This window comes from Celeribacter marinus, assembly GCF_965656515.1.
Taxonomy (GTDB): domain Bacteria; phylum Pseudomonadota; class Alphaproteobacteria; order Rhodobacterales; family Rhodobacteraceae; genus Celeribacter; species Celeribacter marinus_D.
This window is the reverse complement of sequence record NZ_CBFHKW010000002.1, coordinates 90,289-105,659: the sequence shown is the minus strand read 5'-3', so window position 1 is coordinate 105,659 and position 15,371 is coordinate 90,289. Positions and strand designations below refer to the sequence as shown.

General features: G+C 56.1%; 20 protein-coding genes. 9 read left to right on the top strand and 11 right to left on the bottom strand.

Annotated features, from left to right (window positions below):
* Together ACTG34_RS01155 and aspS are read left to right on the top strand one after the other, a co-directional pair.
* Positions 1–680: phosphatase PAP2 family protein (locus ACTG34_RS01155; protein ID WP_439103215.1), on the top strand; the 680-nt coding region annotated here is incomplete at its 5' end.
* A 62-nt stretch (positions 681–742) separates the two neighbouring features.
* Positions 743–2,611 (top strand): aspartate--tRNA ligase, encoded by a 1,869-nt coding sequence (gene aspS / locus ACTG34_RS01150; RefSeq protein WP_439103214.1) that lies wholly within the window; start codon positions 743–745, stop codon positions 2,609–2,611.
* A gap of 83 nt (positions 2,612–2,694) precedes the next feature.
* Here aspS and ACTG34_RS01145 read toward each other — a convergent pair whose 3' ends face one another.
* Complete coding sequence (locus tag ACTG34_RS01145) at positions 2,695–3,414, bottom strand: response regulator (protein WP_439103213.1); 720 nt, start codon at positions 3,412–3,414, stop codon at positions 2,695–2,697.
* Positions 3,415–3,591: 177 nt separating this feature from the next.
* Between ACTG34_RS01145 and mce the strand changes: the two genes are divergently transcribed.
* Both mce and ACTG34_RS01135 read left to right on the top strand, forming a co-directional pair.
* The gene (gene mce, locus ACTG34_RS01140) at positions 3,592–3,996 is read left to right on the top strand and encodes a methylmalonyl-CoA epimerase (RefSeq protein WP_062216408.1); all 405 of its coding nucleotides are present in this window, start codon (positions 3,592–3,594) and stop codon (positions 3,994–3,996) included.
* Between the two features lie 23 nt (positions 3,997–4,019).
* The gene (locus tag ACTG34_RS01135) at positions 4,020–4,301 is read left to right on the top strand and encodes a DUF1467 family protein (RefSeq protein WP_342841955.1); all 282 of its coding nucleotides are present in this window, start codon (positions 4,020–4,022) and stop codon (positions 4,299–4,301) included.
* A gap of 4 nt (positions 4,302–4,305) precedes the next feature.
* On the opposite strand, the gene ACTG34_RS01130 is transcribed toward ACTG34_RS01135, so the two are convergent.
* Together ACTG34_RS01130 and ACTG34_RS01125 are read right to left on the bottom strand one after the other, a co-directional pair.
* On the bottom strand, positions 4,306–5,001 hold the full coding sequence (locus ACTG34_RS01130; protein WP_439103219.1) for an EI24 domain-containing protein: 696 nt from the start codon (positions 4,999–5,001) through the stop codon (positions 4,306–4,308).
* Positions 5,001–5,579 carry a nitroreductase family protein gene (locus tag ACTG34_RS01125; RefSeq protein WP_439103212.1) on the bottom strand — a complete coding sequence of 193 codons (579 nt, stop codon included), beginning with the start codon at positions 5,577–5,579 and terminating at the stop codon, positions 5,001–5,003. Before ACTG34_RS01125 ends, ACTG34_RS01130 begins: the two co-directional genes overlap by 1 nt.
* Positions 5,580–5,840: 261 nt before the next feature.
* Here ACTG34_RS01125 and ACTG34_RS01120 point away from each other — a divergent pair, with 261 nt between their 5' ends.
* Complete coding sequence (locus tag ACTG34_RS01120) at positions 5,841–6,557, top strand: M48 family metalloprotease (protein WP_439103211.1); 717 nt, start codon at positions 5,841–5,843, stop codon at positions 6,555–6,557.
* 254 nt (positions 6,558–6,811) lie between these two features.
* Positions 6,812–7,093: a DUF6455 family protein gene (locus tag ACTG34_RS01115; protein WP_439103210.1), complete on the top strand. Its 282-nt coding sequence runs from the start codon at positions 6,812–6,814 to the stop codon at positions 7,091–7,093.
* A gap of 24 nt (positions 7,094–7,117) precedes the next feature.
* On the opposite strand, the gene ACTG34_RS01110 is transcribed toward ACTG34_RS01115, so the two are convergent.
* Positions 7,118–7,618: a DUF4405 domain-containing protein gene (locus ACTG34_RS01110; protein WP_439103209.1), complete on the bottom strand. Its 501-nt coding sequence runs from the start codon at positions 7,616–7,618 to the stop codon at positions 7,118–7,120.
* A 152-nt stretch (positions 7,619–7,770) separates the two neighbouring features.
* On the opposite strand from ACTG34_RS01110, the gene ACTG34_RS01105 reads away from it, so the two are divergent.
* Positions 7,771–8,133 carry a diacylglycerol kinase gene (locus tag ACTG34_RS01105; protein WP_439103208.1) on the top strand — a complete coding sequence of 121 codons (363 nt, stop codon included), beginning with the start codon at positions 7,771–7,773 and terminating at the stop codon, positions 8,131–8,133.
* Between the two features lie 18 nt (positions 8,134–8,151).
* A complete protein-coding gene (locus tag ACTG34_RS01100) occupies positions 8,152–8,499 on the top strand; it encodes a YigZ family protein (RefSeq protein ID WP_439103207.1) in 348 nt (115 codons plus the stop codon).
* Here ACTG34_RS01100 and ACTG34_RS01095 read toward each other — a convergent pair.
* From ACTG34_RS01095 to rimO, 4 genes are all read right to left on the bottom strand, one after another.
* Positions 8,490–8,906, bottom strand: coding sequence for a thiol-disulfide oxidoreductase DCC family protein (locus ACTG34_RS01095; RefSeq protein WP_439103206.1), 417 nt, complete (start codon positions 8,904–8,906; stop codon positions 8,490–8,492). The two genes, ACTG34_RS01100 and ACTG34_RS01095, sit on opposite strands and share 10 nt — an antisense overlap.
* Before the next feature lie 36 nt (positions 8,907–8,942).
* A complete protein-coding gene (locus ACTG34_RS01090) occupies positions 8,943–9,335 on the bottom strand; it encodes a rhodanese-like domain-containing protein (RefSeq protein WP_439103205.1) in 393 nt (130 codons plus the stop codon).
* On the bottom strand, positions 9,332–10,390 hold the full coding sequence (locus ACTG34_RS01085; RefSeq protein WP_439103204.1) for a type I restriction enzyme HsdR N-terminal domain-containing protein: 1,059 nt from the start codon (positions 10,388–10,390) through the stop codon (positions 9,332–9,334). Before ACTG34_RS01085 ends, ACTG34_RS01090 begins: the two co-directional genes overlap by 4 nt.
* An 85-nt stretch (positions 10,391–10,475) precedes the next feature.
* On the bottom strand, positions 10,476–11,882 hold the full coding sequence (gene rimO / locus ACTG34_RS01080; protein WP_439103203.1) for a 30S ribosomal protein S12 methylthiotransferase RimO: 1,407 nt from the start codon (positions 11,880–11,882) through the stop codon (positions 10,476–10,478).
* A gap of 164 nt (positions 11,883–12,046) precedes the next feature.
* Between rimO and ACTG34_RS01075 the strand changes: the two genes are divergently transcribed.
* The gene (locus ACTG34_RS01075; RefSeq protein WP_439103202.1) at positions 12,047–13,240 is read left to right on the top strand and encodes a cytochrome b/b6 domain-containing protein; all 1,194 of its coding nucleotides are present in this window, start codon (positions 12,047–12,049) and stop codon (positions 13,238–13,240) included.
* A 77-nt stretch (positions 13,241–13,317) separates the two neighbouring features.
* Here the strand turns inward: ACTG34_RS01075 and ACTG34_RS01070 are convergent, their stop codons facing one another.
* The 3 genes from ACTG34_RS01070 to ACTG34_RS01060 form a co-directional block, all read right to left on the bottom strand.
* Positions 13,318–13,893, bottom strand: coding sequence for a YceI family protein (locus ACTG34_RS01070; protein ID WP_439103201.1), 576 nt, complete (start codon positions 13,891–13,893; stop codon positions 13,318–13,320).
* Positions 13,894–14,026: 133 nt separating this feature from the next.
* Entirely contained in the window at positions 14,027–14,788 is a 762-nt protein-coding gene (locus ACTG34_RS01065) for an ABC transporter permease (protein ID WP_439103200.1), read from the bottom strand.
* Positions 14,785–15,371 (bottom strand): ATP-binding cassette domain-containing protein (locus tag ACTG34_RS01060; protein WP_439103199.1); only part of this gene is annotated, 587 nt, incomplete at its 5' end. The genes ACTG34_RS01060 and ACTG34_RS01065, both read right to left, overlap by 4 nt.

Here is a 15,371-nt window from a genome sequence, read left to right as displayed (position 1 = left end):
TGTTTAACGGCAATGATTTGTCGCGGTTCTATCTGAATTCATGGGTGTTTTTCGCAACGTATTTCCCTGTGCTCCTACTTGTCGTGGACGACAACGCACATCGGCGGCGTGTCTTTACGGTGCTGTGGATGGCGTGTTGGGTCCTTCTTGGGAATGTCATTGCTGTGATGTTTATGTCCGCGGGGCCAATCTTTGCCGATCTCGTTGCAACGGGCACAATGCGCGATCACCATGGCGTTCTCGCCCTGTTGAATGATCCCGAGGGCGCGCGTTTGCTCATGATCAAACAAAACCTATGGGCGGCCTATTCGGGACAAAGTGAGATGCTTGGCGCGGGTATTTCGGCGTTCCCATCTGTCCATGTCGGGATGGCGAGTGTTCTGGCCTTGTATGTCGCGCGGCGTGGTGTGGATTTCGCACAAGGCCCTGCGATTCATGCGGCTTTGGCACGCGGCGTTGTCATCGCAACGCGAAGTGTGGCGATCCTTTACGTTTTGATCTACCTTGTTTTGTCGGTCTATCTGGGATGGCATTACGCCGTGGATGGCTACATGTCGATTGCTGTAATTTGCGGCCTTTACGGGCTTGGCGGTCTGCGTGCGGGTGTTTTGCGCCGTGTTGCTGCACCATTTATGCAAGAACAGCCCGTTTCGGCCCGTTCGTCCCAACCGTCCCCTTGACTTTTTGGCCCATGGCGAGTGTATCGGCTAGCAAATACTGAGCACACTCGAGGATGAACCAAATGCACGCGTACCGCAGCCATACCTGCGCCGAACTGAATAAATCCAATGTCGGCGATACTGTCCGTCTGTCGGGCTGGGTGCATCGCATCCGTGACCACGGCGGTATCCTCTTTATCGATTTGCGCGATCACTACGGCGTCACGCAAGTACTTTGCGATCCCGATAGCCCTGTGTTCAAGGACATGGAAAAGGTGCGCTCGGAATGGTGTATCCGCATTGATGGCAACGTCAAAGCCCGTGATCCCGAACTGATCAACGACAAGCTGCCTACGGGCGAAGTCGAAGTGTTCGTGCGCGATCTCGAAGTGCTCGGCGCGTCCGAAGAGCTCCCGTTGATCGTGTTCGGTGACCAAGAGTACCCCGAAGAAACCCGCCTGAAATACCGCTACCTCGACCTGCGCCGCGAAGCGATGCAAAAGAACATGATCTTGCGCTCCAACGTTGTCGCCGATCTGCGCAAACGCATGTGGGCGCAGAATTTCAACGAATTCCAGACGCCGATCATCACGGCATCGTCGCCCGAAGGCGCGCGTGACTTCCTTGTGCCGTCTCGTTTGCACCCCGGTAAATTCTACGCCCTGCCGCAGGCGCCACAACAGTTCAAACAGCTGATTATGGTGTCGGGGTTCGACAAGTATTTCCAAGTGGCGCCGTGTTTCCGCGACGAAGATCCACGCGCCGACCGCTCGCCCACCGATTTCTATCAGCTCGACATGGAGATGTCGTTCGTGTCGCAACAAGACATCTTTGACACGATGGAACCGGTGATTGCGGGCATGTTCGACGAATTCGGTAAAGGCCGCAAAGCCAACCGTGACTGGCCGCAAATCTCCTACAAGGATTCCGCGCTGTGGTACGGCACCGACAAGCCCGATCTGCGCAACCCGATCAAGATGCAGGACGTGTCCGAGCATTTCCGTGGCTCAGGTTTCGCCATCTTTGCCTCGCTGCTTGAAAATGAGGGCACTGAAGTGCGCGCCATTCCCGCCCCCAAAGGCGGGTCGCGCAAATTCTGTGACCGCATGAACAAATTCGCGCAACAAGAGGGTCTGCCTGGCATGGGCTACATCTTCTGGCGCGAAAAGACCGCCGATTCCGTGGCTCAGGAGCTGGGTATCACCGTTAATGCAGCCCAAGCCAAGCTGAAATCCGGCGAGGTTGACGGCGGCATGGAAGCCGCAGGCCCACTGGCCAAAAACATCGGCCCCGAGCGCACCGAAGCAATCCGTCAGCAGCTTGGCCTTGAGGTCGGCGATGCCGCGTTCTTCCTTGGTGGTAAACCCAAAGCATTCGAGCGCGTGGCCGGCAAAGCCCGCACCACAATCTGGGAAGAAACACCAAAAGCGCCCGAAGATGAAAACTGGCGTGACAGCTTCCAATTCGCTTGGATCGTGGATTTCCCGATTTACGAAAAGGACGAAGAGACGGGCAAAATCGATTTTGAACACAACCCGTTCTCGATGCCTCAGGGCGGGATGGATGCGCTTTTGGGCGACCCTCTTGAGGTACTCGGCTACCAGTATGACCTCGCGTGTAACGGCTACGAATTGGTGTCGGGTGCCATCCGCAACCACCGTCCCGAAATCATGTTCAAAGCCTTTGAACTGGCGGGGTACGGCGAAGAGGAAGTGCGCAAACGCTTTGGCGCTCTGGTCAATGCGTTCCAATACGGCGCCCCGCCCCACGGTGGCTGTGCACTCGGTATTGACCGCGCTGTGATGCTCTTGGCCGATCAAGATAACATCCGCGAAGTCATCATGTTCCCGATGAACCAACGCGCCGAAGACCTGATGATGAACGCACCATCCGATCCGCAAAACGAACAGTTGCGCGAATTGAGCCTGCGCGTCATCCCGCGCGAGGACTGATCTGCGTTTGTCGCAGGTCTTGAGATCACAACAGGGCGCGGGAGTTCAAACTCTTGCGCCCTTTTGTATGTTGTGCGTGCGTCTTAGCCCGTCGCACCCATAGCAATACGGTTTTGCACAAGACCCGCGATACGCGCCACATCGGCGCGGTGTGTATGGCCGACGTTGCGGTTGCGCGCCAATGATTGGGCCGCCTCGATAATTTCGGCGTCGCCCGCCGTTCGCGCCACGCTTTCCAAAAATTGGGCGATGTAGTCCAGCATACCCTCGCCATCATGGGCGGTCAGGATGTCGGCGACATGCGCAAAATCATCATGAAGGGCTGCCAGATCTGGATCAATGTGTTCGCCCGTTACCATGCGCAAACCGGTTGGGCGATCATCGCGCGCAAGCGCGTCCAAGACCATCGTTTGAAAGGCACCAAGGTTTGATATGGGTTTTTCGATAAACCCGTGCGCGCCTGCGGCGGTCGATAGTGCACGCGCTCCACTATCACCCGACATGCCGATGACGCAGTCCACGGGCGAATGCAGATGTGTCAGCTCGTCGATTAAAGCCGCCCCCGATCCATCGGGTAGGCCGATGTCAACAATCACCACATTCGGTCGGTAGGCCGCCAGATGTTTATGCGCCGCCGAAAGACTATCGGCACGACGAATGCGCGCACCGGAGCGTAAACACAACAGCCGCACAGCCTCTGAGGCAAAGCGGCTATCTTCGACCACAAGAACTGTCAGTCCGAGCAACGGACGCTGTGATGTCGGCTTTGGCGGGGGCATTAGATCATCAAGGGCGAGGGGCATTATGTGGTCTCCGATTTGGTGTGATCTCCGAATGTGGTCTCTGAGTTAAGCGCAGTATTGGTGAAGGCTCCGTTAACCCCGCGTGGATTTCGTCACCTGCGCGGCTTTGTCGCTTGCGAGGGGGGCGGGGAGGGGCGATAACAACGCCAAAAGCGCATTCATTTAGAGGAGAGAGACATGATTGGCCGTCTCAACCACGTCGCGATTGCTGTGCCCGACCTCGCGGCGGCATCCGCGCAATACGCAAACACCTTGGGCGCCAAGGTGAATCCCCCCCAAGATGAGCCTGATCATGGCGTGACTGTGGTGTTCATCGAGCTTCCAAATACCAAAATCGAATTGCTCTATCCGCTTGGCGACGACTCTCCGATCAACGGGTTTTTGGCTAAAAACCCCGCCGGTGGCATCCACCATATGTGCTATGAGGTCGACGATATCATCGCGGCGCGCGACAAGCTAAAGGCCGATGGCGCGCGCGTTCTGGGCACGGGCGAGCCAAAAATAGGCGCACACGGCAAACCCGTGCTGTTTCTTCACCCCAAAGACTTTAACGGCTGCCTGATCGAGCTAGAACAAGTCTAAGATAATCACGAAAGAGACGCGCAATGGCAATTACATCCGCAATAGTCCTGTTCGCGGTGACATGGTTTATGACCATGCTCGTCGCCCTTCCCATCGGCCTGAAAACACAAGGCGACATGGGAGAAAAAGTCGAGGGAACGCATTTTGGTGCACCCGCTAACTACAATCCTCGCCGCAAAGCGGTGATTGTAACGCTCGTGTCTGTCGTGATTTGGGCGATATTGTTCACGGCCATTATCAAGACAGATCTGACATGGCATGATTTCGACTGGACATCAAAACTCCCACCCGTTGGTGAGAGCTAACACACTACTTTTGCAACTGTCGCCCCTCAAGACGCATGAACATATGTGTGAATGTGGCCGCCCCTAAAACTGGGATCAACAGGTTCACAAGCGGGATGGAAAGCGGGATAGCCATCAGTGCGCCCGCGATCCAGATTTCACCCACATGGCGTTTGCGCGCAGCCTTGGCTCCGGCACGGCCCAAACGGCGCATAGCTGCCATTTGAAAATACTCGCGCCCCAATAAAAACCCGTTGAGCGCCCAAAAAATCAACGGCGCCGCAACGTTGAATAATAGGTAAAGCACAAGGGCAATAGCGTTTGCGCCGATCATAATTCCCAAAAAGCTAAGGGAATCCATGATGGTATCCGACATGTTTTGGCGCGGCGCATCTGGAAGGTCGGGGTAATGGCGATCTTCGACAGCTTCGGCCACGTCATCAAGAAAGATACCGGTGAAGGCCGAGGCCACAGGCACCATCAAGAACGCGGACAGGCCGATCATGACAAAAAATGATCCAATGGATAGCACAAGGCCAAGACCGATTTCCCCGAGCCATGGCAGTGTAATTGTATCGGGCAAAAACAGGCCCGCCACCCACACAAAGACGATGTAAATAGCGATGAGAAGGATCAGTGTTAGCCCGATCCCCCTGCCAACCACACCGCGAAATCGCGGGTCACTCAACTGGGCCAAAGCCTTGGCAAAGTCGGAAAACATCAGGTGCTCATCCATTGTGTGATCCGCGCGAGATCCGGACGTGGGCGCTCCGGCGGCGCACTCGTCTCCGTCCCGATGTGGATAATGCCCGCCACCATTTCGTGCGGCGCAAGGCCAAGGTGCGTTGCGCAAAATTCCCGCTCGTGGCTCGCCCATCCAGAAAGCCAGTTTGCGCCCCACCCAGAGGCCAACGCGGCGTTTAACAGTGACAAACAAACCGCCCCTGCGGAATAGAGTTGCTCGAGGTGCGGCACTTTCTCGTTTTCCACAGGACAAGCCACCACAACAACCGCCAGATTGCCGTCTGCGAACTGCTTGGCATTCTTTTCAATCTTATCGGGCGCTATATTCAACGCACCCCCGAGTTGCGTTACCGCGTCCGCCAGACGAGTTAGTGCGGCGCGTTCCAAAACGATAAACCGCCACGGCTCCAGTTTTCCGTGATCCGGCGTGCGGGCCGCCGCCGTGAGCAACGGCGCTAATTCATCACGCGTGGGCACGGGGGTTGTCAGGGTTTTGGAGGGGCGCGACCGGCGGGTTTGTAGAAAATCGAGGGCGGCACTATTGGGTGTTGGCATGAAGCGATCCCATCAGGAGCAAAGGTTATGACACGTGATCGCAGGTAAAGCGCTCGGCGTGCGTTTTGTTTTCTCTCCCAAGTTGGGGATTTCGCGGGCAATTTCAAGCCATTGACGTCAATTGCCCACAATAATGCTGCGCGAATGCATCGGGGCGCGGAGACAAGGAGCGCACATGCTCTTCACGACTTCGCGATTGGCAAATGGCCTGCGACCTGCCTAATGTAAATTCTTAGCGTCAAAACCAGAGCCGTTAGACCCATGATCACATCCCGCTTTGCAATCGTATTGAGTGCCGCACTTGGACTATCGGGATGCGTGACGCCTGTCACAACGCCGCCCTCTACCCCCGTTCCGGCTGCGCAATCTGTGCCGCAATCACAAACGAGCGGTGTATCGGTTAGTCAATTCGCCGCTGTAGTGGCACGCATGGAGCCGATTGCTGAGGCGGAGTGCCGTGCGCGTGCGCCACAGGCCAATTGCGACTATAAGATTTTGGTCGACCGGCGCGTACAAGAACCGGCCAATGCTTATCAATCTGTAACGGACAGCGGCCAGCCAACCATTACATTTACCGTTGCGTTGATTGCAGATGTTTACAACATCGACGAACTGGCCTTTGTCATGGGGCACGAGGCCGCGCACCATATTCGTGGCCACCTTGGCCGGACGCAAGAGACGGCCGTTGCGGGCGCTGTGATTGGAAGCTTGCTCGGGGCGGCTCTCGGGGCGGATGCACAAGGCCTGCAAACCTTGCAAAACCTTGGGGCCAGCGTGGGGTCGCGCACCTATTCCAAATCCTATGAGCTGGAGGCGGATCAACTGGGCACAATCATTGCCGCACGTGCAGGCTTCAATCCCGTGCGCGGTGCGCAGTATTTTGCGCGCATTCCTGATCCAGGTGATCAATTCTTGGGCTCGCACCCGCCAAACGCACAGCGAATTGAAACGGTAAAGCGGACGATGGCCACGATGTAGCCACTCTGCATGATGTGTGTGCGGCGCGCAGTGTCGCACTCCTTTTGAGCATATCCTTTGAAAAGAGGCGCGAAGTGGGCGCAATCGAACGGGTTTGACACGGATCAAGGTCCGCGTGCCCAAAGCTGTGGTGTTTTCACCCTATGGACGTGGAGCGTGGTCAGACATGGCCCGCCTGCGCGGCCTTAGCTCTTGGTCCAACATATGATGTGGACGCGACAGTCGGGTGAGGCATGTGGGCAAAGGAGATTGATATGATGATGAACGACACCCTCAAACCTGGCCAAGCGACTTTGATGCACGGCATGGCCGAGCGCCTTGGCGCGGATATCGCGGCGGCCGTGAATTCGGGCGACCTATCTGGGTCTGAGGTGTCGCAAATGGTTGCGCAGTGTGGCCAGTGTACGCAACATGATGCCTGTATTTTGTGGATGCTCGAACACCACGGCCCACAAGACGCCGCTCCCGACTACTGTCTCAATACCCAAGAACTAAGCTATGTCCGTGCCACTCAATCGCGCGCGACATCCGACTAGGGGCAGCTTTGCCAGATCAACCGTCTACTTTGCCATCACTTCAAGGGCCTTCAAAAGCGCGTTTGGCTGTGCGCCTGCCAAGTCGATCACCGTACTTGTCGCCTGCGCATTCGCATAGCCCGCGACAACCATTTTCGCGGCAAGATCATCGCCCGTCATGTCAAATACAGGGGCCAAGGTGGCGAGGTCTTTGGTGCCGAGCAATTGCACCGCCGCCAAACCGGGGCGTCCACCGCCCGCTTGTTCACCTTCGGGCATCACATAGCCGCCGATGGTCATGGCCAGAAATCCGATCATAACGACCAAGGCTACAGGACGTTTGAAGTAGTTCAAAAACGCCCGCCAATTGATCGCAAGGTGCAAACCTACGGCGATCATCATGGCCAATCCGATAATCTCGTGAAGCCACCGACCAATGTCCGTTACAATGTGAAAATACCAAAGCGTCCCTGTCACCCCTGTGACGAGAAACGTACCAACGGTGAGCGGGGTCGCGAATTTGCGTAGTGTTGAAATGGTGGACATGGCTGTGGCCCTTCTTAAAAACTTTGTGGTCATTGAACGCACACGGGCACATCTTCCGTCGGCACATGACGAAAAAACTTGCCACTCGTGGCCAGCGCGACGATCCTCGCCAAACGGGAAATGATTATGAGATACGGACGGAGACGCGCGCGATGATCAGCAAGCTCAAATACACAGGATCGCAGCTCTATTTGCGCACGATTTGGAGCCTTGAGGGTCTGCGCGCCACATGGCGCAACGAGCATTCGTTTCGCACATGGGTCTGGGCCAATCTGGCATCCGCGTGTTTGGCCGTTGCCCTGGATTTGTCCACCTCTGAGCGCGCGTTGATCCTTGCGCTGGGCGTGCTGGTCCTTGCGGCCGAGCTGGTCAATACCGCGATTGAGGATGCCATCGACTACATCTCAACCGATCACCATCCCCTCGCCAAACGCGCTAAAGATGCCGGATCCGCCGCCGTTTTTGTGACCGCATTGGCCGCAGGTGTCGCGTGGGCTGTGGTGCTTTTGGGTTAGCCGCGCTACATCATTCCCATGCAGATTTTCGACAATATCGTGACGGATCGCGGCTCAAAATACGCGGTGTCAGGTGGGCCATGTGCAACGGGTGATGACGCCAAGGCGTTTATCAAAACGCTTTGCAAAACCAAAAAATTCGCGAAAGCGACCCATAATACGTGGGGATTTATTGGCGCGAATGGTCCCGTTAAAAACGATGACGGCGAAAGCGGCGCGGGCATGGTGATTGTGCGGATGTTACAGCGCGAGGGCCTCACGGATCACATCGTTGTCGTGACGCGGTGGTACGGTGGCAAGCACCTTGGCGGTGATCGTTTTCGCCATGTGCAAACGGCGGTGCGTCACTACCTCGATCAGCTGTGACGCGCCAATCGCGCCTGACGCCGCTTGTGCCACCGATAGATTAGCGGCGCCAGAATGCGGTCATAGGTGAACGCCGTTACGGGCCGCACAACCGGCCATGTCGTGATCCGCGCAAGCCAGTGATAACGCGGCATCTGCGCCCACAATACGCGAAACGCGGGCATGCCCGAGACCAATTTTCCCGCGTGCAACACATATAACCGCTGCGCCGCTTGATCCGCATCAATGCCCCAAGATGCCGCCTCACTATTGAGATCATCGAACCGGATGGGCAGCGCGTTTTTGCGCGCATAGCCCTCATAGTGCCCGATCTCGAACGCGCACACGGGACACTGCGCATTGAACAATACGGCGGTGTCTGCGGTCGGTGTTTGCGCGGGCTTAGCGTTGGGGTGTGTCTGTGTCATGGGCATCACGTAGCGCGGTCGGGTTGAAATTCCACGCTATTTTGCCACGACCTGTTCCACCGCGCCACCTGCGTCTTTCCACGCCGAAAACCCGCCCTCGATATGGGCCACGTTGTCAAACCCCATATCCTGCGCAGTTTTGGTGGCCAGGGCCGAGCGCCAGGCCGATGCACAGTAAAACACGATCTGCTTGGCCTCGGCCAAGGCGGGTTTGTGGTAGGGGCTGCTGGGATCGATCCAGAATTCCAACATCCCGCGCGGACAATGAAACGCCCCCGCAACCTTGCCCTCGCGCTCCAACTCACGACGATCCCGCAGATCAACGATCAAGGTGTCGGGGTCACCCACCAATGCCGTGGCCAATTCGGTGGGAATTGTGGTGATCTGGTCATAGGCCTCGGCGAGAAGGTCGGTGTAGGATTTGGTCATGCATAACTTTCGGCTGTTTGAACTATTCTGTCAGCGTACTTGTAAATGTCTTCCATACTAGCGATATCCACTTTTTCTTCACTTTTATCAACATGAAACAGGCCAAGCATATTTTTTGATTTCGCATTGAAATATAGGCGGCACAGCGGCTTTCGGTTGTTGTCATCAATAAATATACTGCAGTAGCTTTTGGCATCACGAATTGTCACGCGATTAGTGGCGATGCTTCGAGCGGCAATGGCTTTGATGATCATATAGGCCTGTAGCTCGTCTTCTGTCGTTACAATCTCACCGTTTTCGTCCGCTTTTTCGGCGTCCTTAGTCAGCTTGGTAGAATCTGCTGTCGGTCGAAATGCAATGTCGAGCCGGTCTTGAATTCGGTTTCGAATGATGCTTTCGAGAGCTGATTGAATAGCCGGACGTATCTGCTCAACAACGTTTTTAGTAAGCATTCCATCGTGAATTTTTCGGCCCACGAGTTTCACAAATTCATCATCAGGGTCTTCAAGTTGGTTTTTCAAATACTGTGACGCAGCATGTGAGTACTTTAACGCGGACGCTGCTTCGAGAATGCCTTCAATTGAAAATTCATTTTTTTGAAAACGGCTGAGTTCGTCAATATCTTCATCGTCATGCTGCTGGAAATCGAATTTAAAAAATGGCTTTTTATCCATTTTGTTCGGCGCATCTATATCCGAAAAAAACCATGCCTCTTTGCCGTTCGTAAGTATTGCGAGCTTGGCCTCTGTTACTCCAAAATATCTATAAAGCTGGCTATATTGGGTGCTGCCCAAAGTTGACGTTATAGGTTTCACTTCAATTAAAATTCGTGAGTCCCCATCAATGTTTAGGGCGAAATCAACTTTCTCACCCTTCTTTGTTCCAACGTCTGACACAAACTCAGGAATGACCTCATCTAGGTTGAACGGATCAAACCCAAGTGCTTGAATAAAGGGAAGTACTACGGACGTTTTTGTCGCTTCTTCGGTCAGTGCTTTTTGAGACGCTGTGGCTGATCTCTTGGCGAGTGCGGCTATCTTTTCGTTGAATTCCAAAATCTTGTTCCCCTCGTTAAAACTAGGGGGTATTAAGTCTAACTCTTATTGTTTTGGCAAGTTAACTGTTGAACATTTGATGGTGCTATTTCGAAATGCACCCCCACAAATCATACTCCCCAGCCTCATCAACCTCCACCGTCACCAAATCCCCCACACTCAACCCGTCCGTCCCTTCGTCAATAAACAGGTTTCCGTCGATCTCGGGCGCATCCGCTTTGGTGCGGCAGGTGGCGATGCCGTCTTCGTCGATGTCGTCGATGATCACCTGTTGGCGCGTGCCGACTTTGGCTTCGAGCTTGGCTTCGGAAATGGCTTGGGCTTTTTGCATAAACCGTTCCCACCGCTCTTGTTTCACAGCCTCGTCAACGTGATCGGGCAGGGCGTTTGATCGCGCCCCTGCCACGTTTTCGTATTTGAAACAGCCCACGCGGTCGAGTTGCGCCTCGTCCATCCAGTCGAGCAGGTATTGGAATTCCGCCTCGGTTTCGCCCGGATAGCCGACGATGAATGTCGAGCGCAGGGTGATGTCGGGACACATGTCGCGCCACGCCGCGATCTCGTCTAACACCTTGGCCGAGGCCGCAGGGCGCGCCATGCGTTTGAGCACATCGGGGTGGCCGTGTTGGAACGGGATGTCGAGGTAGGGCAAAATCGCGCTTGATGTGTCCGCCATCAGCGGGATCAATTCGCGCACATGGGGGTAGGGGTAGACGTAATGCAGTCGCACCCAAAGATCGTCGACCGCACCCAACTGTCCCAATTCGCGGGCCAGATCGGTGATGTGGGAGCGGACGTTTTCGCCCTTCCAATCATGCTCCGAATAGCGGCGATCCAACCCGTAGGCGGAGGTGTCCTGAGAGATCACGAGCAATTCGCGCACGCCCGCATCCACCAGCTTCTCCGCCTCGCGCAGCACCGCATGAACAGGGCGCGACTGCAACTTGCCGCGCATGTCGGGGATGATGCAGAATTTACACGCGTGGTTGCAGCCCTCGGAGATTTTCAGATAGCTGAAATGGCGCGGCGTCAGGCTGACACCGCTTGCGGGCAACAGGTCAATGAACGGATCGGGCGCGGGCGGCACCGCGCCATGCACCGCGTCTAGAACTTGCTCGTATTGGTGCGGTCCGGTGACGGCCAGAACCTTGGGGTGGACCCCAGTGATGTAGTCGGGATCGGCCCCGAGACAGCCGGTGACGATCACCTTGCCGTTTTCACTGAGCGCCTCACCAATGGCCTCAAGGCTCTCGGCCTTGGCGCTATCCAGAAACCCGCAGGTGTTCACAATCACCGCATCGGCACCCGCATAATCGGACCCGATTTGATAACCCTCGGCGCGCAGGCGCGTCAGGATCCGTTCGCTATCGACCAACGCTTTGGGACAGCCAAGCGACACCATGCCGATGGTCGGCTGGCCTGCGCGAGGGGCGGTATTAAACGTGGCTTTGGGGGCCAGATCGGGGCGGAGATTCGGGGGATTTGTGCTCATGGATCGCTTTTAGCCGCAATGCGGGCATTCGGAAAGGGAGCGTGATCTCGTATCTTGCGCACCAAGCGGGCCGATTTGCACATGTTCTGTGCGCTGCCAAAGGGTGCGGGCACATGCAACACAGCGTATCGTCATGACAAACGCACATTAAATGGATCGCCCTGATGTTGACCAACACTGCCACGCGCTATGGCGCGCTTGCCCGTTTCTTTCATTGGAGTATCGCGCTCCTTATTTTGACCGACCTTGCGCTGGGCGTGATCGGGGACCGTACACCACGCACGGCCGATACGGTGGCGTGGCTTCAAACGCTATATTCCGCACACAAGACGATTGGGATTACCGTGCTCTTGCTCGCGGTGCTGCGCATCATTTGGGCGGTGACACAGCCGCGCCCCGTGCCGCTGCACCCTGAGCGGCGCGCCGAAACACTTGCCGCCGAGGTGGTGCATTGGGCGCTCTACGGCGCAATTATCATCATGCCGCTGTCGGGATGGGTGATGCATGCCTCTGAAAGTGGCTTTGCCCCAATCTGGTGGCCGCTTGGTCAAGGCCTGCCATTTGTGCCAAAATCCGAAGCCGTAGCGCACGCCGCAGGGGCCGTACATAGCTTGGCGGCATGGGTGATCTACGCCACGGTTGCCGCACATATCGGCGGCGCGCTCAAACATCAAATCATCGACAAAGACGCGACATTGGCGCGCATGAGCCACGGACGTGCAGCGGGTCATCCGGAGGCGCATCACGGTCGCGCGGCTCCTATCGTGGCGGCGGGTTTGTGGCTGGTGGTCTTGGGGGTCGCACTGGTCCCCGGTGATCAGGCTCACGACACAACCGTAACGCCTGTAGCGTCGCCCGCCCAAATCGTGTCGAGCGTAACGGGTGCAAACTGGACAGTGGACACAGGGAATATCCGCTTTCAAGTCGCCCAGATGGGTGCTGATGTTGAGGGCGAATTTGCCGATTGGTCGGCTCAGATCGCTTATGAGGACCAAACTGGCAACGGGTCCGTCACTGTCGTGATCGACACCACCACACTCACGCTTGGCTCGGTGACAGACAATGCCAAAGGCGCGGAGTTTTTCAACGTGGCGGCCTATAGCACGGCCACCTTTGAGGCCGACATTACCCGCACGGATGGCGCACATCTGGCAACAGGCACGCTGACGCTTGCGGGCGTGACGGTCCCTGTGACTTTGCCGTTTGAATTGGCGATTGAGGGCGATGTGGCCACGATGTCGGGCGAAGTTGTGCTTGACCGCCGCGACTTCGCGATGGGCGCGGGCTACGCCGATGAAAGCACGGTGGGCTTTGGCGTCACGGTCGCGGTGACATTGACGGCCACCCGCGCCGACTGATCCGAACACACACGCACCCGCAAACAAAAAGGCCGCTCCCTCACAGGAGCGGCCTTAACGTTGTTCGCAGGTGCGACTTAGTCGGCGAGCATCGCCTCGATGGAGATTTTCACGGCCACTTCGTCAGAGACGAACGGGGTGAACATGCCCATGTCGAACTCGGAACGCAGCACGGTGGCGGTGGCATCAAAACCGAGCCATGCTCTGCCCGCCATTGGGTGATCACCCTTTTGGTTGAGCACGGCGTCGAGTGTCACAGGCTTTGTGATACCGTTGATCGTCAAGTCACCCGTGATCAAACCTGTTGTTTCGCCCGTCACCTCGATCGCAGTGGAGACAAACGAGATTGTCGGGTTCTCTTCTGCCCCGAAAAAATCACCGCCAAGGAAATGCGCGGTGCGCTCGTCCCAGCCTGTATAGAGGCTATCGGTTGGGAAAGAGACCTCGACGGAGGACGCGGCGGGATCGGCCTCGTCAAAAGTGATAGTTCCGTCAAAACCGGAGTAGACGCCAACCGTGTTGGAGAAGCCAAGGTGGTTGTATTCAAACACGATCTGGCTGTGCGATGCGTCAAAAACGTAGGCTGCTGGTTCGGCGTGTGCCGCGGTTGCGAGGCCCAGTGTAGCGACCGAGGCGAGAAGAAGATTTTTCATGAAAAGCTCATTTGTTGTTGGGTTGCATTGACGCCAAAATGAGCTGGTTTGCAGCGACACACAATTCTACGCGGACAAACAAAGTCTGTTCGTCCGCGCACATTACTTTTACGTCATCTGTTTCTTGTGTGCGCTACTGCTTGAGGCGCCAACCGGTTTTAAAGATCCACGCGATAAACCCGAGGCACAAGGCCAAGAACAACGAAATCGCCCCAAGAGAGACCGCCACGGGCACGTCCGCCACCTCAAAGAATGACCACCGAAAGCCGGAAATCAGGTAGAGAACAGGGTTGAATTTCACCACGATCTGCCAAACACCAGGCAACATATCGGCGGAATAAAACGCCCCACCCAAGAACACGAGGGGGGTGACAATCAGCAGCGGAAAGATTTGCAATTGCTCGAAATTGCCCGCCCAGATGCCGATAATGAATCCCATAAGCGAGAAGCTAATCGCCGTGAGGATCAAAAAGGCCGCGGCCCACACCGGATGCGCCACCGGAAGATCGACAAAGAAGTTCGCCGTAATCAGGATAATAATCGCGATGAAAAGCGACTTTGTTGCTGCCGCACCGACATAGCCAATGACGATCTCGATGTAACTAATAGGGGCTGTGAACAGCTCGAATATAGTGCCGGTGAACTTGGGGAAATAGATCCCGAAAGACGCATTGGAGAGCGAGTTTTGGAGCACGGTGAGCATCACCAATCCGGGAACGATGAATGCGCCGTATTCAATGCCGTTCACGGTATCGATCCGCCCGCCAATCGCCGCGCCGAACACAACAAAGTAGAGCACGGTTGAGAGCACAGGCGAAATGATGGACTGGCTTAGTGTTCTGAAAAAACGCGCCATTTCAGTACGGTAGATGGAACTTATTGCGAGCCAGTTCATGCTTTGGCCTCCTGTGCCGCGAGGGTGTCGTCACCGACCAACGTCAAAAACACCTCTTCGAGCGAGTTTTCGCGACTGGCCAGATCATGCACGGAAATACCGCGTTCCGCCAACTCCGCGATCATCCGCGTCAGGCCGGTGCGCTCCGCATTTGTGTCATAGGCGTAGGTGAGTTGCGCGCCGTTCTCTGACAGGCTCAAATCGTAGGCCTCAAGTCCTGCGGGCAATGCCGCCAAAGGATCGTTCAACTCCATCACCAGATGCTTTTTGCCAAAGGACGCCATGAGCGCGTCTTTGTCTTGGACGAGCAAAATTTCGCCCTTGTTGATCACGGCCACACGGTCGGCCATTTCTTCGGCTTCCTCGATGTAGTGCGTGGTGAGAATGACCGTTACCCCGTCCTCGCGCAGCTTGCGCACCACCTCCCACATGTCACGGCGCAAGGCCACATCGACCCCCGCGCTCGGCTCGTCCAAAAACAAGATTGTCGGATTGTGGCTCAAGGCCTTGGCGATCATCACACGCCGCTTCATGCCGCCCGATAGCGCTTGGTTCTTTTCGTCTTTTTTGTCCCACAAGGAGA